Source organism: Limnochordia bacterium, assembly GCA_023230925.1.
Classification (GTDB): Bacteria; Bacillota; Limnochordia; order DUMW01; family DUMW01; genus JALNWK01.
Genome location: JALNWK010000007.1, coordinates 1 through 20,025, shown reverse-complemented (window position 1 = coordinate 20,025; position 20,025 = coordinate 1). Strand labels below are relative to the sequence as shown.

The following is a 20,025-nucleotide window of genomic DNA, read 5'->3' as shown; positions in this document are numbered from 1 at the left end:
CGATACGTAAGGGATATGGGTGGACGTCTCTTTGACCCTTGCCCGGTACGAACATATGTGCGATAATAGTTGACGGACAGGCAGAACATGGCTATGCGAAAGGCCTTGAAAAGGTGTCCTTGCCTTGGACTGTGGGCATGCAGTATGGTAAAATGTCTGGGTGATGGGCTTCTTTATAGATGCCTTTTGAATAGACCAATACTACACATAGTAGGAGGACGGCTGGCGAATACGATGGAATTTACGATGGTTTCTGATTTTATACCCCGGGGAGACCAGCCCCAGGCAATTGAAAAACTAAGTAGCAACATCTTAGCTAGTAAGAGGGCTCAGATTCTACTTGGAGCCACGGGTACAGGTAAGACCTATACTATTGCTCAGGTGATTGCCAGGGTGCAGAAGCCAACGTTAGTAATGGCTCACAACAAGACGTTGGCCGCTCAGCTATATGGCGAATTCAGGGAATTTTTTCCCCACAATGCAGTCCATTATTTTGTAAGCTACTACGATTACTATCAGCCGGAGGCTTACGTTCCTCAGAGCGATACCTATATCGAAAAAGATGCATCAATTAACGAGGAGATTGATCGGTTACGCCATGCGGCCACCAGTTCTCTTTTTGAACGAAGGGATGTCATTATTGTGGCCAGCGTATCTTGTATCTACGGGCTTGGTTCGCCGGAGGATTACGTTGGGTTGACCCTATCCTTAGAACACGGCCAATGCCGGGACCGAGAACAGATCCTACGTCGGCTGGTGGACATACAATATGATCGAAACGACATTGGGTTTCAGCGCGGTACCTTTCGGGTCCGGGGGGATGTAATAGAGATTATCCCGGTGTATAATGAGAACATTATCCGCATAGAGCTGTTTGGTGATGAGGTAGATCGTATCAACGAGGTTGATCCCATTACCGGAGAGGTTATTGGGGAAAGATCCAAGATTGCAATCTACCCAGCAAGTCACTTTGTCACGACCCAGGAGAAAATGAAAAAAGCAGTTGCCTCCATCGAGGCTGAACTTCAGGAGCAACTGAAGATTCTGCATGACCAAGGTAAACTGCTGGAAGCCCAAAGACTAAAGCAGCGTACCGAATATGATCTAGAGATGTTGGCGGAAGTTGGGTATTGTACAGGAATTGAGAATTACTCAAGGCATCTGGCCCAGCGACAATCCGGTGAAACCCCGACGACCTTGATGGACTATTTCCCTAAGGATTTCCTGTTGGTAGTTGATGAGTCCCATCAGACTATACCCCAGGTACGGGGGATGTATGCCGGGGATCGGTCCCGAAAGGAGACCCTAGTGAAATTCGGTTTTCGTCTACCCTCTGCCTTGGATAACCGGCCCCTGACCTTTTCGGAGTTTGAGTCCCACATTAACCAAGTCATATTTGTCTCAGCTACCCCCGGGCCCTATGAACTGGAGCAGACAGATTTAGTGGTCGAACAGATCATTCGCCCCACGGGATTGGTGGATCCTGAGGTGGTAGTCAAACCGGTGGAAGGTCAGATTGATGATCTCCTTGAGGAGCTAAACATTGTGATTGCCAGGGGCGAAAGAGCGTTGGTGACAACGCTCACGATTAAGATGGCAGAGGCTCTGACCGAGTATCTGTATGAGATGGGGATTCGGGTCCGCTATCTGCATTCTGAAATTGATGCCTTAACTAGGACCGAGATCATCAGGGACCTCAGACTAGGCGAGTTTGACGTCTTAGTGGGGATTAATCTGTTGCGGGAGGGGTTGGATCTGCCCGAAGTCTCTTTAGTTGCTATCCTGGACGCGGATAAGGAGGGCTTTCTCCGCTCGGATACGGCTCTGATTCAAACCATCGGACGGGCCGCCCGTAATGTCTATGGACGGGTGGTTATGTATGCGGATCGGATCACCAATTCTATGGAACGGGCGATCTCTGAGACAAACCGCCGAAGAGCCATTCAACAGCAGTACAACGAAGAACACAATATAACACCCCAAACGGTGAAAAAAGCGGTACGGGAGCGGGTTGGCAGTGAGGTTCCTGCCGAGGAGAAACAGTCGAAGCCAGAAGTCTCAGATCCTAAGATCTTGGCTAAAGACATTAAAGAGTTAGAAAAGCAGATGTTCCAAGCGGCACAGCAGCTAGAGTTTGAACGGGCCGCGATCCTTCGGGATCAGATCAAGGAACTACGGAGCGGATTATTAAGGATGTCAAGTGGTGGGGAAGGTGATTCCCGTGGGTGATAGACTCATTATTAGAGGAGCACGTCAGCACAATCTAAAGAACGTTAACTTGGAGCTACCGCGGAATCAGTTGATTGTTTTTACTGGTTTATCCGGCTCAGGTAAATCCAGTTTAGCTTTTGATACGATTTACGCCGAAGGACAGCGCCGGTATGTGGAGTCCTTATCCGCCTATGCCCGCCAATTCTTAGGGCAGATGGACAAACCCGATGTGGATCTGATCGAAGGACTTTCCCCGGCCATATCCATTGATCAAAAGACCACAAGTCATAATCCCCGTTCTACTGTAGGGACTGTTACAGAGATCTACGACTATCTACGATTGCTCTATGCTCGAATAGGCTCCCCCCATTGTCACCAATGTGGACGGCCTATCGAAAGCCAAACGGTTGATCAGATTGTGGATCAGATCATGCTTTTGCCGGGGGGAACCAGGATTCAGGTTCTCGCTCCGATCATCCGGGGACGTAAGGGTGAGCACAAGAGCATCTTCGAGCAAGTCCGCAAAGATGGTTATGTGCGGGTTCGGGTGGATGGAGAGATAAAGGACGTAAATGAGGATATAGAATTAGATAAGTATAAGATCCATGATATCGAAGTGGTTGTTGATCGGATTATTATCAAGGATGGGATTGAGAGTCGCTTAGCGGATTCCCTAGATACAGCGCTACGTGCGGGCAATGGAGTGGTGTTGATCGATGTTATCGGTCAAGAATCCTTACTCTTTTCTGAGAAACTAGCTTGTATTCAGTGCGGGATCAGCGTGGAAGAATTATCTCCCCGTATGTTTTCGTTTAACGGTCCCTATGGTGCTTGCCCGGTCTGCGACGGGCTAGGCACTAGGATGGAGATTGATCCCGACTTAGTGTTAGATAAGGAACGCTCGATAAACGAGGGTGGGATCATCCCCTGGGCCAACCGCAATAGTAAGTGGCTAGATGCCATTGTCGCATCGTTATGCAGTGAATACGATATTGATCGAGATCTTCCCCTAGGGCAGCTAGAACCAAAGAAGCTAGATGTGCTGCTTTTCGGGACCAGGGGTAGGGAGGTCTCCTTTTCGTATACCAATATGAGAAACCAGACGAGGACCCATCAGGTTGCCTTTCGGGGTGTAGTGGGTCACCTAGAGGAGTACTTGCGGGAAAACGGGACCGATGCTATCCCTGAATACGTTAGTCCTTACATGCAGCAGCGGCCATGCAATACTTGCAAGGGAAAACGCCTTAAGCCGGAAAGTCTGGCGGTGACCGTAGGCGGCGAAAGCATCGCCACTGTTGTAGATTATTCCATCACCCAGGCGGTTCAGTTTTTTAGGGAGTTGTCGCTAACGGAGCGGCAGCAGCAGATTGCCCGGCAGATCCTAAAGGAGATCCAGGCCAGACTCAATTTTCTTGTGGATGTAGGCCTTGGGTATTTGACCCTTTCTAGGAGCGCTGGTAGTCTTTCTGGGGGGGAGGCCCAAAGGATCAGGTTGGCCACGCAGATCGGGTCCGGTCTGGTTGGAGTTTTGTACATTCTTGATGAACCCTCCATTGGTCTGCATCAGCGGGATAACCAAAGGTTGATTTCTACTTTGAAAGGACTACGAGAACTGGGGAATACAGTGATCGTTGTGGAACATGATGAGGATACAATCCGCTCTGCAGACTGGATTGTGGATATTGGTCCCGGTGCTGGTAGCCGCGGTGGTGAGATTGTGGCTGAAGGCACTTTAGAGGATATTATGGCATGTCCTCGTTCTATTACTGGACAGTTTCTCTCAAACGCGCAGTCTATCGAAGTGCCGCCAACTCGTCGCAAAGGTTCAGGGAAATTCCTTAAGATTAAAGGGGCCAGGCAGCACAACCTAAAAGACATTGACGTGACCATACCCCTAGGGGTATTCGTGTGTGTAACCGGTGTTTCCGGCTCGGGTAAGAGCACCTTAATCAACGATATTCTGTACCAGCAGCTAAGGCGGGATCTCAATAGAGCTGCCTGTCGTGGTGGGGAGCACGATAGCATAGAGGGCAAGGAGTATCTGGAGAAGGTAATTAACATCGATCAGACACCCATCGGGCGGACTCCCCGGTCTAACCCGGTGACCTATACCGGAGTCTTTGGTGATATCAGGGAGCTTTTTGCTAAGACAGCAGAGGCGCGAATGAGGGGGTACCAGAAGGGGCGCTTCAGTTTTAACTTGAGCGGGGGTAGGTGTGAAGCCTGTCGGGGTGATGGGATTATCAAGATTGAAATGCACTTCCTGCCCGATGTATACGTTCCCTGTGAGGTTTGTAAAGGCAAAAGATACAACCGGGAGACTTTAGAGATCACCTATAAGGGTAAGAACATTGCCGATGTGCTAGATATGTCTGTGGCCGATGCTCTAGACTTCTTCAGCAATATCCCACAGATTCAAAGGAAACTGGCTACACTAAACGATGTAGGCTTAGGCTACATTTCCCTCGGTCAACCGGCCACCACCCTCTCCGGTGGGGAGGCCCAAAGAGTAAAACTAGCCACCGAGCTGCAGCGTCGCAGCCAAGGAAGGACCCTTTATGTCTTGGATGAACCCACAACAGGTTTGCATGCGGCGGACATCAAGAAATTACTTCTGGTTCTCCACCGTCTCGTCGAGGGGGGTAACACCGTAATTGTGATCGAACACAATCTCGATGTAATAAAGACCGCTGACTACATCATTGATCTAGGTCCTGAAGGTGGTGACGGGGGAGGGCGGGTTGTTGCCCAGGGGACCCCCGAAGAGGTTGCCTTTCATCGGGATTCCTATACCGGACAATTCCTTTACCCCGTCTTATTTTCGGAGAACTGCCTGGTAGGACAGGCAAAAAGAGGATAAGGGACCATGGTAAGTGAGAAGCTTAGACAGAAACTAGACCTGCTACCCCGCAAACCCGGCGTGTATATCATGAAAGATGATGCTGGAAATGTGATCTATGTGGGTAAGGCTACTTCGTTAAGGAGCCGGGTACGTTCCTATTTCCAAGAGGGGGAGAAATCTCCCAAGACGCAGGCCCTAGCCAACCGGGTTGCCGATATTGATTACATTATTACCGATTCCGAAGTGGAAGCTTTGATTTTAGAGTGTACTTTGATCAAGGAGCACACTCCCTTTTATAATATTCGCCTGAAGGATGATAAGGCCTACCCTTATGTACGGGTTACTGTTCAGGAGGATTACCCCCGGGTGCAGGTGGTCCGCCGGATCACGAAGGATAATGCCAGATATTTTGGCCCCTATACAGATGTAGGTGCACTTAAACAGAGTCTGAACTTTCTAGGTAAGGTTTTTCCAACACGGACTTGTAGTGGGGCCTTGGTAGAAAAAGAAAGGCCCTGTTTGAACTATCATATTGAAAGATGCACTGCTCCCTGCTGTGGGAAAATAAGCAAGGAAGAGTACCGAGATGTTGTTGAGCAGGTTTGTCTTTTCCTCCAGGGGAATTCCGACCAAATCATCAAAAAACTGACCAAGGAGATGGAGAAGGCTGCTGCCAAAATGGAATTTGAACGAGCCGCGGCCTTAAGAGATCAGATCGGGGCATTGGAGAAAACCGCGGAAAGGCAGAAGATTTCTAGTGGTACCCTAGAGGATTTGGATTTGATTGCATATGCCATGGAAGATGACCTGATTTGTGTTCAAGTGTTCCATGTGAGAGAAGGAAGGGTCATGGGTCGGGATCATTTTATGATGGAGACCCAAAGCTCTGTCAGTGGGCCCGAGATTTTAGAAGCCTTTATCCAGCAGCATTATACAAGGGCTTCCTTCATTCCTCCGAAAATTGCCCTATCGGAGGAGGTCGAGGATAAAGAGTTACTGATCCAGTGGCTAAGTCAAATACGGGGGAAAAAGGTAGTCCTTCATACGCCTAAGCGGGGCAGGCTAAAGAAGCTTATTGAATTGGTCTCTCGTAATGCCCACATGAAGCTACAAGAACGGTTACTAGCCCAAAGACGGGCTCAACAAGTGCAACAGGAGGGTCTTGAGGAACTTGCTTCCTTGGTAGGGTTAAGTTCAGGGCCCCGGCGGATTGAAGGCTATGATATCTCCAATCTCGGCGAGGACGATGCCGTGGGTGCCATGGTGGTGGCCATTGAAGGAATTCCGGATTCCAGTCAGTACCGGCGGTTTAAGGTGAAGTCCGTACAAGGTCAGGATGACTATGGGATGCTGCGGGAGGTTGTCGGTCGCCGGATTATGGCCTATGATCGAGAGGAACTAGCAGATTCCTTTGGCGACAAACCAGATCTGATTCTGGTTGACGGTGGTCTTGGCCAACTAGGCGCAGTCCGTAAAGTTCTGCAAGAGAAGGGTTGGCAGGATGTGGCGGTATTGAGTCTGGCGGAAAGAGAAGAGGAGATCTACTTGCTAAATCATCCCCAGCCCGTGGTATTATCCGAGGACTCACCGGCGAAGCGAATTCTGCAACGACTTAGAGATGAGGCCCATCGTTTTGCTCTGTCCTATCACCACAAGCTTCGAGCGGAGAGGGTTAGGGAATCGGCATTGGATGCCATTGAAGGTGTAGGCCCGAAACGCAAGCGGATTTTAATCGATCATTTCGGCTCCCTTGGAGCGATCAAGAAGGCAACCCTAGAAGAACTAGCAAGCGTTCCGGGTATTCCTCTGTCGGTGGCCCGCAATATCTACTTGGGGATTGGGCAGGGTGATCTGTAAGTTCATTGGAAAGAGGGATGTTATTGTCAAGGATCAAACTGGTGGCCGTAGATTGCGATGATACCTTACTAGATAAAGACCTTTCTATTTCCCAGGAGAACTACAGGGCGATTACTGAGGCTGCCGCGCGAGGGGTAATGGTTACCTTAGCCACCGGTCGCATGTTTCAATCCTGTCTACCTTACGCAGAGCACTTGGATCTGAAAGGGCCGCTAATTGTCTACAACGGGGCATTGGTCAAGGATCGCAGGGGAAATGTCTGGAGTTGCCAAACGATCCCTAAAGACATTGCCTTAGAAATTGCCCATTTGGCTATGCTGCATCGGCTATGTCTAAATGTGTATGTACAGGACCGTCTTTATGTGAGCTCACTGAATGAAATGGTTGACTACTATGTATCCGTCGCCAATGTTACCCCCCATGTAGTCGGAGACTTGGCTGCATTTATTCAGGACTCCGATGAGCCCACTAAGCTACTTTTTGTTGATGAAGAAGAGAGGATTGCCGCCCTTGCTGTCCTTATTCGCCAAGGCTTTTCTGAGGTATTGGAAATAACCAGCTCTAAAAGTCGCTTTCTGGAGTTAATGAGCAAGGGAGTCTCCAAGGGCGAGGCCCTCCTTCGGGTTTCCAAAGCTTTAGGGTTTAGTAAAGATGAAATCATGGCCATTGGTGATAGTCATAACGACTTGTCAATGCTTCAAGCAGCCGGTATTGGGGTGGCTGTGGGAAATGCCGTGTCTGAGCTTAAAGAGATTGCCGATTACGTTTCGTTGCCCCATGATTATGCAGGGGTTGCCTATGCCATAGATAAGTTTGTGCTAGAGTCGCCAGGGAACCCCCCGAATTCGTCCCGGGAATCAGTCCTATAGTGAGATACTTAGGACTCTGGTCCCAAGCGTGAACTCAAATCTGAAGAGAAGAGTCGTCACGAAAAATACTAGGGGTGCATGTGTGGCCATAGTCGGTCATTAACACGTTTTTTGTAGAGCTTTGTGATAAACCTGTTCTGTTTCAGTGGCCATCCGCTCGGCAGAAAATGTTTCCTTGGCAAAGGCCGTGCCCCATCGCCCCACCTTGGACATGTATTCAGGTTGACTGTAGAGCCCTAAGAGGTCTTCCGCGATAATCGCTGGATTGATCAGGTTTTGTCCCCAGGCCATGAAACTATCGGAGCGTAGTCTTTCAAGACTGTTGGGTTCGACTAGACCGCCATAGTACCGATCATTGGCGACTATGGCCAGCCTTCCTGATGCCATAGCTTCTCGGATTCCCCTTGAAGTCGAGAACACCACATCTACGTCACGAAGAAGTGGTGCTATATTGAACACTGCTCCATGCCATTCTACATGATCATAGACGCTAAGGAGGTGGATCGCTGTTGGTGTCAGCAACCCACCTATGACCCGGCATCGTATTTTGGACCTCCTACAGGCTCGAAAAAGTGTATCTAGTAGTAGCCATCGCTTCCCATCCAATCTGCCAAGCCAGGCTACTGTACGATTGAAGGGTAGGGGTGATGCAGGGAACTGCTCAAGCTCAATACCATTCTCAACCACCGTTGAGGGTACCTCAAGGTACTGCTGAACCCGAGGACTGACGGAGATGATCTCGGCTTTTCCTACTAGGTGCTCAACATATCCTTTGAAAAGACCGTGATAAGTCACCACTAAGGGAAGATCGTGCTGCTGTGACCAGAGGATACCTCTCTGGGGTGACTTGCCCCACGCGTGAACATGAATAAGATCCAAAGACCCCGCTTCTTCAGGGGAATCTACTAGGATCGCTCCACTTTCCGTCAGTAATTCCCGCCAGGGTCCAATGCAATGCTTCACGTGGACATACACTTGGTGTTTCCGCAACATCAGTTGTCTGCACAATGCCATAACATGGGTTTCTAATCCACCTAAGAACAGAAGCTCTACGACCATAAGAACCTTCATTAGGTTTCACCTCTTTGACTAGTACCTAAGAGCAGTCTTTCTACCAGATGGAGCCATCGATTCCTCCATCTTGAGACCGGATAGCCTTCGGCCAAGAGCCGTGCGTTTCGACCCATTTGTGTTCTTAACTCTTGGTTGCGCGTCAATTGATAGACGCGGTGCACAAGGTGGTCAATGCTCGGTTCTTCTAAGAGGAATCCATTCCACCCGTCTACCACCATTTCACCTAGACCACCGGTTAGACCAGCGATGACCGGTAATCCACAGGCCATGGCCTGCAAGCAATACAGTGATGGACCTGCACTACTTCGAGAGGGAAATAGGGCAAGGTCAGATGCATGATAGACTGCTGTCAATTGGGCTGTCGGTACCCAGTAAAAACGTGCGTTTGGCAGCACCCGTACCTGATGGGCTAGTTGAAGTGCCTCGCCAAACTCCCTTGTATGACCGACAATGTGAAATTCGATACTCGGTTCTAGGTTTTGGAAGATGCGACATAGGCTTAGAATCTCATTGACTCCTTCCTCCTGGGTGAAGTCTTGGGGGCATACCACGCGGAGGCAATCATTCCTGTCCTTGACCGCTGGGGTGAACTGCTCTAAATCCACACCTGGGGGGAGGTATTCCAGCCTTTGGGTATATCCTGGCCACAGAACCCTAATCACGTTTATTGTGTTGCGGTCACCGGCCACGAAGGCTAGTGATGCGGTAAGACCATAGAGTAGGCGATCCTTTATATGTTTTTGCTCCATTAAGCTTAAGCGATTGAAGTATCCTCCAGGGGAATCCCAGTAGATCCCGTGGGATACTACTACTGATTTTGGACATACCCGCGGAAAGGCCATATGCCATTGATAGTAAATACACAGATCATAATCTAGGCCCAGACTGATAAAGCTGGTACTAGCCCCCGGGAACATTCCGTAGCGATCGCATTCCGCAGCGATCCCCGTGATCTGAAAACCGCGGAAGGTCCGTTTCGGCTTTGTCGATATCTGGAAGACATCCACAGTACACCCAAGGGCGTCCCTAAGGTATTCTATTAAATGCAGAAGCTGTAGGTTTTCCGCCACAGCCAGAAAGTCATTCTGGCTCGGATGCAGTAGATAATCCGTAAGAACCGCGATTCGAATATTAGTAGGCTTCATGTGGTTTACCTCCCCAGATTCTCTTCAAAGCTTGCGTCCAATTGGTTTTCCAACGGAACAGTGAGAAGGACTCTGCTGTTCGGCGGGCAGATGTGCCGAGGAGCTGTCTTTGCTCAGGATGAAGAATCAATTCCTCAATGGCTGCTTCCAGAGCATCGGGAGTCATGGGGCAAAGGATGCCATCTTGTCCGTGAGTAACCAAATCAGTAAGCCCGCCTACCCAAGAACAGATAACAGCTTTGCCACAAGCCATGGCCTCCAAACAGGATAAGGATGTGCCCTCGGCTGCCTGAGTGGGGATGAGGACAATATCGGCTTGTTGGTAGACCCGTGGCATTTCATCAAAGGGTACCCAGTAGTACTTGCATCGGGGATTAGCATTGGCCCATTGCCTCATTGCCTCCCCTGTGGAATCATCGTGGCCGCGCCCCACAAAGTGGAATTCAACAAAGTCATGACGACGTATTATTCGCTCTGCAACCACCTTCACATCATCGATTCCGCGAATCCAGGTAAGCCGTCGCGGATAAAGAATAGTAACCTTAGATTCATCTTTCCTTACCGGATGAAATTGCTCTGTATCAACGAAATTGGGGACATAAATCTGCTTGTTTTCGTACCCAGGCCATGTGGCACGGATCCAATTAAGGGTATTGGTATCCACAGATACCAATAGGTCCGGCGCCGTGAATGCGTAACGTAACCTACGCAGCCATTCCTCCTTCTGAAGAAGAGACATCATCGATAGAGGGTGCCCCGGATAGTCCCAGAACACGCCATGGGAGATCACGATGGAATGGCGCTTGACGCGGGGAAAAGCCAGTTGGGGCGCATAGTAGATAGCTTTACTATAGTCCGTGGTCCTCTCAAAAAAGTTTAGGTTCAGCTCAATGATCCCATCGGGTCCGCCATCGCCACAAGGTAATGCCCGAATCTTCATTCCTGCAAAATCGTGATCGTATTCCCCCGCCTGCCAGACACAAGGTTTATAGCCCAACTCCTCCAGTAACTGATAAAGGTTGACAAGGTAGCGGTCGGCTCCGCTATAGGTCATTCGGTGGCTGTCTGGTATGAAAAGTCCCGCCAGGATAGCAACACTACGACTATTTTCCATGATCATATCCCCCTAGAAAGCCATACTCGGAGACTTCAAGGTTTCTCCATGTTTAACCGTTCCCACGCCCACGCCACCAAAGCAAGAAGATCAATGGAGGACGGTGATTCCGTATTACATACCAGAGCATTAGCTGAATTGCGGGGCCACCACCAGTTACTCTTGGGTAAGGTTACCCAGATCTGTGGTTTATCCAGGGCACTTGCCAGACAGGAGTAGTCTGAATCACTGCCTAGGAAAAGAAGACTATTAGCAAGGACTGCTGCTGTCTGACTCTCAGTAAGACCTCGGGCATCAAGCAGATGCGGAACAAGTGGTGTAGTACTGCTCCCTATTTGGACCGCGGGTATTGAAAGGTAGGTAATAAGCTGGATCCATAGTTGAATCATCTTTGGGTCCAAAGATGTGGCGCTTCGGGAAGATGGATCAATGCAGAGGTATCTAGGTGGCAAAGGACAACCACTGGGCCGCTCTAGTTTCGCCCGAATCGGATAGGGCGTGTCGGGTAAAGCCGATGGTATGACGCACCAAGGACTGATGATCGAGAAAACAGCTTGCAGGGGTGTTTGAATGCTGGCACTGGCGGGGCTCCAAAAAGGGTGGACTATCAGGTACACATCCGGGGGAGCTAGTAATTCCTCCACATCATTTACTGTTTGATCCAGCTTGGGGTAAAGATGGAGTAATTGCTGAATTCCAGAAGAAGGACATTCCCAGATGAGCTCCATAAGGTCGCCAGACAGAAACGGTAGGATATTGGCGATCCAAAGGATATCCGAAAGCTGTGTTCCAGCGGTGATACAGAAAACGGTCTTTTTATCCATCATTCCACACCTCAGTCAAAGTATAGAGTTGGCCAGGGGAAGCCCCGGCCAACACGCACTTAGCAATCATTTGTGTCACAGCAAGTAATCCACTTGATTCCACATAGCGGATTACCCATTACTGCGCTTACCTTGGCTGCAATGGCTATCTCCTTGTCGGCGGCAGCCCTGATTACCGAGGCCACCGATTTCTCAATTCGCAGGGCCTTGTCAAGCACAAGGTTAGGACTGGCCGCGGCCTCGTCTTCGAAATCAAGGATACCGATCATGGAAGCTGCCATCTCTGCTTTTACGGCTTCCGCAGAGAGAATGCTGGCAAGATACGCTTGTTCCGATGCTACAATGGACAGGATTAGCGAAGTTGGGTCAACAACGACCATCTTAATAGGCCTCCTTCTTGGTAAATCGTAAGGATGGCAATAAAGCCCTGATCCTTCATTTCATGTTATGTCACCGGAATTTGGTCTGCCATGGGTTAATTTCCCCCAAAAGTGGTATTGTCCATCGTGGTGTCAACGCACACTCTTAGTGGATATGACATAAAATGAAGAACACTTTGGATTAAACGAGGCGAGAAATCATGGAAACAATTGAGCAAATTCGTCTGCGTCTTCTTGCTGCCTCTGCCGATGAACAAGAGCAAATTGCCCGGATATTGAAGATCATTGCTGACAAACTTGCCATTAGTGCTAATTGGTTGCCTAGTGAGCTGAAGTGTTTGTCGCCACGGGAAATCGTGGAGTTGGTAATACAGCTTGAGAAGACGGTAGCTGATGAGATAGTAGCCCTTGCCCGGAAAGAGGAAGCAATTGCTAAAAAGATCCGTGTCTCCAAGGATCTTCATCGTAAAGGTGAGTGTTCTCCCTGTTGGTGGCCCTGCAAAGAAGATGAATGGTCATGGCCGTTTTGTGGATAGTCCCAAAATAAGGAGCGAAGTCTATGGCTATTTATGGTCGCAGGTCGACGTGCCTGCCTGTGTACTCAACCTTAGTTGGAACAAGTTGTGTATGGAAACCAGCAGAAAAGGAGAAGACTGTAGTTTGCCGAGGAAACTTGGTTCACAATGGTGGATTTGAAGTGTGGAAAAGCCCCTACGAAGCACAAGGATGGTCCGGAAGCAATGTGCTATCTAGCTCCTGTGCCCATACTGGTATAGCATCGGTACAACTATCTCTAGCGGAAAGGAAGGAATGCAACTTATTTGAGTGCCTGCCATCTTCTATTTCCCAAGATGTACATGTTTGTCCTGGGACTATGCTTCTGTTAAAGTTCTACATTGCCCTTTTAGTAACGAAAGAGACTGTGGATACCAACTGTGGTAATCCACCCCTGCAAGCGACTCTCACATGGCTTGACGTCAATGGTTGCGAGGTTGGACCCGGAATATGTCTATCCATCCCGGCGCGTACTTTAGGCCCCGGTTGGTTCTATTACGATGGAAGGTCTTCCACTGTTCCTAGCGACGTCAAGACAGCCCGATTGGTATTTGCTAAGTCAAAGGGATTACCGATCCTGTTGGACGATGTTAGTTTGATCTTTTTGTAGCTTGTCTATCGGTCGGGTTCTAGTACCCTCATCGAAGGTTAACGTAATAAGTAGAAGTGGGCTACACTGTGTCTTTCGAGGGGGTGTAGCCATGAAATCCTCACAGGTATTGGTAAGAGACAATCGACATACTCCCGCGACGGAAGTCGTTAGATTCTTACCAAACCAGATTATCCAAGATTGCTCGGAAATATTATATCAGATTGCGGGATGAAGTCGACTCCCTCCCGGACTTTCCAAGTACTACTTATGCTCCTGGGGATATCAAGACAAGTTTGCCAAGTCACCTGTTGGACGATGTCATTCGCGTTTGGGGGCACTATCTTCACTGTCATGGATGAGGTGTATCACTTACACCAGGAACCCACGACGGTGTGATGCAAGCAAATGCGCCCTTAACCGCAGTTAGTAAAGAACTGGGTAATAGTGTAGTCACAGCACGGATGTGAAATACTTATGGCCAAGTGCCTACATGGGGATTGTCTGATCGGGTTCCTTGGAAAATGGTTTACTTGTAAGCCCCTCAAAGGTTTCGATCTCTGTTCCGATGGGATTTCTGACTACTGCCGGTACTGAATCCCATCCTAGGTGAATGCAAGCCTTGAGTCGTTGGTGTCCCGCAACGACTCTATACCGATTCCCGTCGGGCTCTCTGACTACAATAATTGGTTGTAGTAATCCCTTTTCCGAGATGCTTTGAGCCAACCTATCGATGGTTTTTAGTCCTTCGCTATCGTTTGGGTTGATCTCATCTGCGTTTACAATATCATCGATTGGAATATGCTCGACGTCATCCTTCTGGTAGGATGTCTGTGCGCTACTAACCATGCCCCGTTTGAAGGAATAGACATAGGGTATGGCAAAGTCCACGTTTCGATTATGCTGGAATGCCTTAAAGATTTTCTCAATAATCTGATGGGATATCCGCGGGCGGTCTGTCGCTAGGGTTATGTATCTAAGACGTAAATAGATACCATAGTCATAGATATCTGAACGAATATAAGGCTCTTGACCCGTCTCCTTGATAATGTCTACTGTCACCGAACGTGCGGCGTTCAGCAGGATTTGTTCGGCTGTATCCCAGTCGGAGTCGTAGGTAATCCGGATTACTACTTCATCCAGGATATACGCTGCTTCACGTTTGACGGTGTAGTTGATCACCACACTCGTAAATAACATGGCGTTAGGGATCAAGACGTTTCTGCCAACGGCTTCCTCACTGCCGATTGCTCCACCTACTTGGTCCAAAACCGTATACATGGGGCCTATTTGCTTTACATCACCGGTAAGTCCTAGTGTTGGGAATTGGACCCGATCCCCGATGCGAAAAGGACGTTTTACTGTCACCAAGATCCACGCCGCCAGTCCACTCACCGGAGCCTGTAAGGACCATCCTAAGAGCATCCCTCCAAAAAGAGAGAAGAAGCTGGCAAACATACTTAGTTTACCTTGAATATACACGACGCTTCCAATTAAGGCAATGATGGTAAGCACACGATACAACCCGGCCAACATGATGACCTCGCCAGGAGAGCCACTGCGCCACTTTACTGAAGCTGAAGTGGCGATCAATGATGCGAAATAAAAAGCAATGATACCAAAGACGATGGACAAAAAGGCTGCCAGGGTATATGCCTCATTCAGAGCATACAAACCAACACCGATGGACTCCAGGTAGGCAAAGAGAATACAAAATCCCAGGCTTACAATGAGGTTGAAGCTATATTTTTTTGTCTTCATTATTAGCACCTTCCCACGTAACGAGGTTTTTTATGGACCCGAACATGGAAAAGCAAGTTCGTGATCTATTAGTTCTTTTTATAGGGGTCTGTTTCCTCCATCTACATGGGTCATTTCAAAAACAAAGTCCCAGCAAACATTGGTAAACGGATCCCGTGTCCTTAAAAAATGAGGGACTGATTTTTCTAGAATGATTGTGGCCTGTTAAAATATGGGGTAATAAGGAAGGAGTTTACCCGTAGAGAAGCGAAGTATATTTTAACATCCAGGAATGGAAACAGAACTTATGATTGCCATGCTTTATGCAGGGAGGGATTTCGAGTACTCATTGCTCATAGTTCAATGAGTATTGATAGTCTGATTTTGGTTAGAGGGAGGAACAGCATGCAAAAACGGTTAAGTCTACTATGTGGCATCCTGATATTGCTACTTAGCTGTCAGGTAATACAAGCCGTCGAACCAAACGGCTCAATGGAAGCCCTTGGCGTTTTTGATAACGGTGAGTTCAATGTCAACATGAAGTTGAAACTGAATATGAACCTGGTCAAGGGCGACGAACAGCAGGTTAGTCTGCAGTTAAAACTAGTTCCCGATGCAGAGGGAGATCTAGATGATTTCTTTCCTGTTACGCCAGGCACGGCAGTATACCCACGAATTACCGCTTTGATGACCACTCAGGGTCAATTCCTAAACGCCGGACCGGTTTTAACAACCCGTATTGGGCGGTTCTCGGCAAACTATTCTGACTATGTCGGTGCCTTCTCCAACTTCGATGGTATTGAGGTTTTGGGGGGCAGAATTGGTGATGTTCGCCTAAGTGGTTTATATGGGTTTGATGGAGATGTGCGCCCCTTAGCTTTGCGTTTTATGGGCGATGTTGATCGGGTACAGCTAACTGGTTCCTATGTGAGGCTTAAGGAAGAACGTTCTGCCTTCTTCTTTAAGGCAAGTAGTCAACTTAATGAACGGGTTAACGTTGGAGCAGAGTTTGCAAACGATAAGGACACCGGTAGTGCCTACCAGGTGTATAGCAAATTCAAGGTGACCAATGGTGTTTTCCTGAAAGCGGGGATATGGAATTATGGAGATTTTGACACTCCATATGTGAGTGCTAACTTGAAGACTCTTTATGCTGGTAAGGAAGACGGCCGGGAAGTCGGTGTGGAAGTTGCTTTAGCCGGGGTAACCTTCGACGGAAGGTATCTGACCTATGCCCAGGAAGGGACTACAAGGCAGCTGATGGATCTAGAAGCTAAGAAGGAAGTCCTTGGTGTTACTGCTGGTATTAAGTCCCAATATGACATCAAGGGTCGACGCTTTAACGCAAATGAGCTGACGATTAGCAAAGTGTTCAGCATACCCGGTTTCTTCGAGAATATTGGGTTTACAACGAAGTATGACTTTGAAGCTGGAAAGGTAAGTTTGATTAAAGCCGAGTATACCGCTCCAAACGGTATCAAGTGGACAGCGACGTCTACACCGGATAATCCAAAGCGTTTGACAGCTTCGTACAGAATTGAGTTTTAGTGAGTGGTAAATTTTGATAGAATCTGGCCCATACATTTTCTCGATGAGAGGCAGGATATTGATCCATTCTTGTTGAATAGTGTATGTATGTGTACTGGGTCTATATATGATTCTAGATTCCGCCGGTTCACATTCCGGTGTTTATGAAAATAGATTGGGAGGCGAAAACCACAATGGCACGTGTTTTATTGGATAACGTGACAAAAAGATTCGGCAATGTCATTGCTGTTAACGAAGCGAACCTTGATATATTGGACAAGGAATTTGTCGTCCTAGTTGGCCCTTCTGGTTGTGGAAAGTCCACTACCCTACGAATGGTTGCCGGCCTTGAGGAGATTACCGATGGTAAGATCTACATCGGAGATGTTGTAGTAAACGACATTCCGCCTAAAGACAGAGACATTGCGATGGTGTTCCAGAACTATGCGTTGTACCCGCACATGGATGTCTATAACAATATGGCCTTTGGTCTCAAATTGCGTCGTTTTCCGCGGGCAGAGATTGATCAGCGGGTGAAGGAAGCAGCTCGAATGTTAGGAATCGAGAACCTCTTAGACCGGAAGCCAAAGGCTCTTTCCGGTGGACAGAGACAGCGAGTTGCCGTAGGACGAGCGATTGTGCGGGAACCAAAGGTGTTCTTGATGGACGAACCTCTTTCCAACCTGGACGCCAAATTGCGTGTGCAGATGAGGGCTGAGCTCAGTAAGCTGCATAACAGACTACAAACAACTATGATTTACGTAACACACGACCAGACAGAAGCCATGACCATGGGCGACCGCATCGTGGTTATGAAAGATGGCGTAATTCAGCAGGTTGGTGCCCCGTTGGATATCTATGATAATCCAGTTAACGTATTTGTTGGTGGATTTATCGGTAGTCCTGCGATGAACTTTTTGAACGTAGTATTGAAGGGCGAAGGCGAGGATGTATGGGTTGATGGATTCTCCTTTAAACTGAAGATTCCTCGTGAAAAACTTGCCCAGTACAAGCATTTGCACGAGTACGTAGATAAGGAAGTTATCTTCGGTATTCGTCCTGAGGACATTGAAGATGCCGAGATGCTCAAAGAGCGTCCCGAGGATTGTCTAGTTGAGGCGTTTGTTGACGTGACGGAGCCCATGGGTGCAGAGATCTATGCGTACTTCTCCGTGGATGAGCATATGTTTGTTGCACGGTTGGATGCTACTAGCAAGGTGGAGGATGGTTACGAGCATCAGATCGTGTTTAACATGAACAAGGTTCACTTCTTTGATCGTGACACCGAGGAAAGAATCGATTAATTAGTGCTTATCATGATTGCAATGGCTGTCCTTAGTTGAGGGCAGCCATTTTTTTCAAAAAGGAACTATAAGGCAGAGGAGTTTAGGAAAAATGGGCAAGAAATATGCTGTGGGTGTAGATCTCGGAGGCACGAAGATCGCAACGGGAATTGTGGATCAAGACGGCAAACTGTTGGACCAAGTAGTCTGCGATACCGATGCCAAGGAAGGTAGCGATGCTGTTTTAGAGAGAATGGCACAAAGTGTTAAGATACTGCTAGAAAGGCAGAATGCAAAACCGGAGGATGTGCTTGGTATCGGAGTTTGCAGTCCCGGTCCTTTGGAGCGGGAAACCGGGCTTGTCCTGTTTGCTCCTAACCTCGGGTGGAAGAATGTCTATCTTGGCCCCATACTGCAGGAGAAGACTGGGATCACCACCTACGTGGAGAACGATGCTAATGCTGCGGCCTTGGCTGAAAAATGGTTTGGTGCTGGCCGGGGTGTAGAAAATATGGTCTACATTACAGTAAGCACCGGAGTTGGCAGTGGTATTATCATCAACGATCGACTATATGCAGGTACCCATGGAACCGCAGGGGAAGTTGGCCATATTGTGATTGAAGGTGATGGTCCCCTGTGTGGATGCGGACAGCGAGGTTGTCTTGAATCCTTAGCCTCGGGAACCGCGATTGCCCGGATGGCCAAGGAGGCCCTGCAGGCTGGAGCTGAGTCGGTGATCCGGGATCTGGTAGAAGGGGACTTGGATGCCATTTCTGCCAAGGTTGTGGGCGAAGCGGCAAAACAAGGGGATAAGGTGGCCCAGGAGGTTTTGGACAAGGCGTTTTACTATCTTTCACTAGGTGTAGTCAACGTTCTCAACCTGTTTGACCCCGAGGTTGTGGTGATTGGCGGAGGCGTAAGCAAATTAGGCGATATGTTGTTTACACCTGTTATTGAACAGGTACGCAAAAAGGCAGTTGCTGGACCACGGGAAAAGACGCGGATAGTGCCAGCAGCGTTAGGTGTTGATGCTGGTATGCTCGGTGCCTGTTCTTTAGTGTTAGACGTTACCAAGACACAAAGCTTCTAGTTCCAGGAGAACGATTGCCTTGTGTAACTGGATTTGGGCTGCTCTGTGCCGATTTGCCTGATGCAGCTGTTCGGCTCTAGCGATATGTCTTGTGGCCGTTGATGAGAAGTCGGCAGCCTGGCTTAAGAGGGCATTCTTTTGCGCAGATAGCTGGGCTGCTTCTTGCACGTCCCCTAGTTCAGTGTTGATGCGAATGAGGCAATCGAGGATTTCAACTCCTAACAGGGGGTTTGACGTGCTGCAGTAAGCAAAGAAGGTTTCTCTTGCTTCTTCTAGGAATCTTGCAGCCTTGAGGAGTAGGTTTTGTTCGTAACGAAGCTGACCTAGCGCAAGTAGGTTTTGGCAGATTAGGATCTTTTGGTCCAGTTTCTTTGCTTGTGCTAAAGCCTGGTCTAGAAGAGAAAAGGCCTCGGTCTGTCGGTCTTGCATTAAGGCGATGTATCCACGGATATAATATACTTGACCTACTAAGGGATGTTCCTCTATGTCTTGAGCACGGATGATGTCCCAGGCTTGTTCGATCCATCTTTGAGCTTGATCGGGCTTGTGCATAAGTATGTAAGCGCAGGCCAAGTGGTACGCTGTTTCAGCTTGCAGTAGCGGATCGTCGCTTGCGACAAGGTCAGTTACTGACATTTGCAGTTTAGAGGCCAGAAGCTTTAGATTAACAAGGGAAGCATTAGTTTGATTACGTTCTAATTGGCTAATGAAACTTTTGGTAAGATTGGAGCCTGCCAGTTCTTCTTGGGTAAGATTTAATTGACATCGGCGGTGACGGATTGTTTGGCCTAACGACATAATAGGGGGTCCTCCTCATGATTATTGCCGGAAAGGATTAGGGGTCAATACTGGGGGGGACTAAGCGAAAACATATGTTCGTTACATAAACATTGTAGCATATACCATGTTTTGGTGCAACCCCGGG

At 48.5% G+C, this 20,025-nt stretch carries 16 protein-coding genes; 9 read left to right on the top strand and 7 right to left on the bottom strand.

Translation table 11 applies throughout. The features are described 5' to 3' along the window. Positions 1 to 234 precede the first annotated feature (234 nt). From uvrB to M0Q40_02360, 4 genes are read left to right on the top strand one after another with little or no spacing between them, the layout of a single operon-like run. Complete coding sequence (uvrB, locus tag M0Q40_02375) at positions 235 to 2,229, top strand: excinuclease ABC subunit UvrB (protein ID MCK9221461.1); 1,995 nt, start codon at positions 235 to 237, stop codon at positions 2,227 to 2,229. Continuing rightward, positions 2,216 to 5,071, top strand: coding sequence for an excinuclease ABC subunit UvrA (uvrA, locus tag M0Q40_02370; protein ID MCK9221460.1), 2,856 nt, complete (start codon positions 2,216 to 2,218; stop codon positions 5,069 to 5,071). Before uvrB ends, uvrA begins: the two co-directional genes overlap by 14 nt. A 6-nt stretch (positions 5,072 to 5,077) precedes the next feature. Beyond that, positions 5,078 to 6,910, top strand: a complete 1,833-nt coding sequence (uvrC, locus tag M0Q40_02365; protein ID MCK9221459.1) for an excinuclease ABC subunit UvrC — start codon at positions 5,078 to 5,080, stop codon at positions 6,908 to 6,910. A gap of 23 nt (positions 6,911 to 6,933) precedes the next feature. Then, positions 6,934 to 7,779, top strand: coding sequence for a Cof-type HAD-IIB family hydrolase (locus tag M0Q40_02360; GenBank protein MCK9221458.1), 846 nt, complete (start codon positions 6,934 to 6,936; stop codon positions 7,777 to 7,779). A gap of 99 nt (positions 7,780 to 7,878) precedes the next feature. Here M0Q40_02360 and M0Q40_02355 read toward each other — a convergent pair whose 3' ends face one another. Genes M0Q40_02355 through M0Q40_02335 form a run of 5 tightly spaced genes read right to left on the bottom strand, consistent with a single transcriptional unit; the run spans position 7,879 to position 12,316 of the window. Then, positions 7,879 to 8,850 carry a glycosyltransferase family 4 protein gene (locus tag M0Q40_02355; protein MCK9221457.1) on the bottom strand — a complete coding sequence of 324 codons (972 nt, stop codon included), beginning with the start codon at positions 8,848 to 8,850 and terminating at the stop codon, positions 7,879 to 7,881. Further along, a complete protein-coding gene (locus M0Q40_02350) occupies positions 8,850 to 9,998 on the bottom strand; it encodes a glycosyltransferase family 4 protein (GenBank protein MCK9221456.1) in 1,149 nt (382 codons plus the stop codon). Before M0Q40_02350 ends, M0Q40_02355 begins: the two co-directional genes overlap by 1 nt. Continuing rightward, positions 9,985 to 11,112, bottom strand: coding sequence for a glycosyltransferase family 4 protein (locus M0Q40_02345; protein MCK9221455.1), 1,128 nt, complete (start codon positions 11,110 to 11,112; stop codon positions 9,985 to 9,987). Before M0Q40_02345 ends, M0Q40_02350 begins: the two co-directional genes overlap by 14 nt. Before the next feature lie 35 nt (positions 11,113 to 11,147). Then, a complete protein-coding gene (locus M0Q40_02340) occupies positions 11,148 to 11,936 on the bottom strand; it encodes a hypothetical protein (GenBank protein ID MCK9221454.1) in 789 nt (262 codons plus the stop codon). A 59-nt stretch (positions 11,937 to 11,995) separates the two neighbouring features. Beyond that, complete coding sequence (locus M0Q40_02335; protein MCK9221453.1) at positions 11,996 to 12,316, bottom strand: hypothetical protein; 321 nt, start codon at positions 12,314 to 12,316, stop codon at positions 11,996 to 11,998. 200 nt (positions 12,317 to 12,516) lie between these two features. Here M0Q40_02335 and M0Q40_02330 point away from each other — a divergent pair, with 200 nt between their 5' ends. Together M0Q40_02330 and M0Q40_02325 are read left to right on the top strand one after the other, a co-directional pair. Further along, positions 12,517 to 12,852, top strand: a complete 336-nt coding sequence (locus M0Q40_02330; GenBank protein MCK9221452.1) for a hypothetical protein — start codon at positions 12,517 to 12,519, stop codon at positions 12,850 to 12,852. 23 nt (positions 12,853 to 12,875) lie between these two features. Beyond that, complete coding sequence (locus M0Q40_02325) at positions 12,876 to 13,481, top strand: hypothetical protein (protein ID MCK9221451.1); 606 nt, start codon at positions 12,876 to 12,878, stop codon at positions 13,479 to 13,481. 468 nt (positions 13,482 to 13,949) lie between these two features. Here M0Q40_02325 and M0Q40_02320 read toward each other — a convergent pair whose 3' ends face one another. Then, the gene (locus M0Q40_02320) at positions 13,950 to 15,221 is read right to left on the bottom strand and encodes a mechanosensitive ion channel (protein MCK9221450.1); all 1,272 of its coding nucleotides are present in this window, start codon (positions 15,219 to 15,221) and stop codon (positions 13,950 to 13,952) included. 384 nt (positions 15,222 to 15,605) lie between these two features. Between M0Q40_02320 and M0Q40_02315 the strand changes: the two genes are divergently transcribed. The 3 genes from M0Q40_02315 to M0Q40_02305 all read left to right on the top strand — a co-directional run bounded on the left by M0Q40_02315 (position 15,606) and on the right by M0Q40_02305 (position 19,100). Next, on the top strand, positions 15,606 to 16,748 hold the full coding sequence (locus tag M0Q40_02315; protein ID MCK9221449.1) for a hypothetical protein: 1,143 nt from the start codon (positions 15,606 to 15,608) through the stop codon (positions 16,746 to 16,748). A gap of 173 nt (positions 16,749 to 16,921) precedes the next feature. Continuing rightward, a complete protein-coding gene (gene ugpC / locus M0Q40_02310) occupies positions 16,922 to 18,031 on the top strand; it encodes a sn-glycerol-3-phosphate ABC transporter ATP-binding protein UgpC (GenBank protein MCK9221448.1) in 1,110 nt (369 codons plus the stop codon). Positions 18,032 to 18,122: 91 nt separating this feature from the next. Next, positions 18,123 to 19,100, top strand: coding sequence for an ROK family protein (locus tag M0Q40_02305; GenBank protein ID MCK9221447.1), 978 nt, complete (start codon positions 18,123 to 18,125; stop codon positions 19,098 to 19,100). On the opposite strand, the gene M0Q40_02300 is transcribed toward M0Q40_02305, so the two are convergent. Next, positions 19,071 to 19,898 carry a helix-turn-helix transcriptional regulator gene (locus tag M0Q40_02300; GenBank protein ID MCK9221446.1) on the bottom strand — a complete coding sequence of 276 codons (828 nt, stop codon included), beginning with the start codon at positions 19,896 to 19,898 and terminating at the stop codon, positions 19,071 to 19,073. The genes M0Q40_02305 and M0Q40_02300 overlap by 30 nt on opposite strands. Between the last annotated feature and the right edge of the window lie 127 nt (positions 19,899 to 20,025).

What these genes read in the sequence shown, in the direction of transcription:
- uvrB (MCK9221461.1), top strand. Translation starts at nt 235, where the DNA reads ATGGAATTTACGATGGTTTCTGATTTTATACCCCGGGGAGACCAGCCC.
- uvrC (MCK9221459.1), top strand. Translation starts at nt 5,078, where the DNA reads ATGGTAAGTGAGAAGCTTAGACAGAAACTAGACCTGCTACCCCGCAAA.
- M0Q40_02355 (MCK9221457.1), bottom strand. Translation starts at nt 8,850, where the DNA reads ATGAAGGTTCTTATGGTCGTAGAGCTTCTGTTCTTAGGTGGATTAGAA.
- M0Q40_02350 (MCK9221456.1), bottom strand. Translation starts at nt 9,998, where the DNA reads ATGAAGCCTACTAATATTCGAATCGCGGTTCTTACGGATTATCTACTG.
- M0Q40_02345 (MCK9221455.1), bottom strand. Translation starts at nt 11,112, where the DNA reads ATGGAAAATAGTCGTAGTGTTGCTATCCTGGCGGGACTTTTCATACCA.
- M0Q40_02340 (MCK9221454.1), bottom strand. Translation starts at nt 11,936, where the DNA reads ATGGATAAAAAGACCGTTTTCTGTATCACCGCTGGAACACAGCTTTCG.
- M0Q40_02335 (MCK9221453.1), bottom strand. Translation starts at nt 12,316, where the DNA reads ATGGTCGTTGTTGACCCAACTTCGCTAATCCTGTCCATTGTAGCATCG.
- M0Q40_02330 (MCK9221452.1), top strand. Translation starts at nt 12,517, where the DNA reads ATGGAAACAATTGAGCAAATTCGTCTGCGTCTTCTTGCTGCCTCTGCC.
- M0Q40_02325 (MCK9221451.1), top strand. Translation starts at nt 12,876, where the DNA reads ATGGCTATTTATGGTCGCAGGTCGACGTGCCTGCCTGTGTACTCAACC.
- M0Q40_02320 (MCK9221450.1), bottom strand. Translation starts at nt 15,221, where the DNA reads ATGAAGACAAAAAAATATAGCTTCAACCTCATTGTAAGCCTGGGATTT.
- M0Q40_02315 (MCK9221449.1), top strand. Translation starts at nt 15,606, where the DNA reads ATGCAAAAACGGTTAAGTCTACTATGTGGCATCCTGATATTGCTACTT.
- ugpC (MCK9221448.1), top strand. Translation starts at nt 16,922, where the DNA reads ATGGCACGTGTTTTATTGGATAACGTGACAAAAAGATTCGGCAATGTC.
- M0Q40_02305 (MCK9221447.1), top strand. Translation starts at nt 18,123, where the DNA reads ATGGGCAAGAAATATGCTGTGGGTGTAGATCTCGGAGGCACGAAGATC.
- M0Q40_02300 (MCK9221446.1), bottom strand. Translation starts at nt 19,898, where the DNA reads ATGTCGTTAGGCCAAACAATCCGTCACCGCCGATGTCAATTAAATCTT.